1 pseudogene is annotated in these 388 nt (G+C 31.4%); it reads left to right on the forward strand.

Annotated elements, in window-relative coordinates:
• Positions 1–92: pseudogene (locus tag AC1M9A_RS14425) on the forward strand (FAD-dependent oxidoreductase); the annotation flags it as partial.
• Positions 93–388: the final 296 nt, after the last annotated feature.

A 388-nucleotide genomic window follows, 5' to 3' on the forward strand; every position in this document is an offset into this window, starting at 1 on the left:
CAGTACCTTATAAACAAATCATCATTGCCACTGGTGAAGGCGCGAAAGCATCACTGTCAGCGTTTGATTACATCATTCGTTCTGGACAGTAGTTCAATCATATTCTTTAAATAAGAAGTTCTTAGTTTTGTAGTTTACAGAGGTTGAAGATGCTAACACTTCAGCCTCTTTTTTTTTGTAATCATTCCCTTGCTTTATATTATTTGTTAAATCAAATCTATATTTTATTTGTAATTTTATTTCACAATAAATGGGTGTTTTGTGTAACAGGACCTGTTTATCGTGTCTGTTTTTTGTTTAAATATTAAGAAATTCTTTAGCCTTATTAAATTATAAAAGACAGATAATAACCATGCTTGCCAACATCTTTTCGGCATTGGAACAGCTC

The organism is Acinetobacter sp. ANC_7634, from assembly GCF_056779875.1.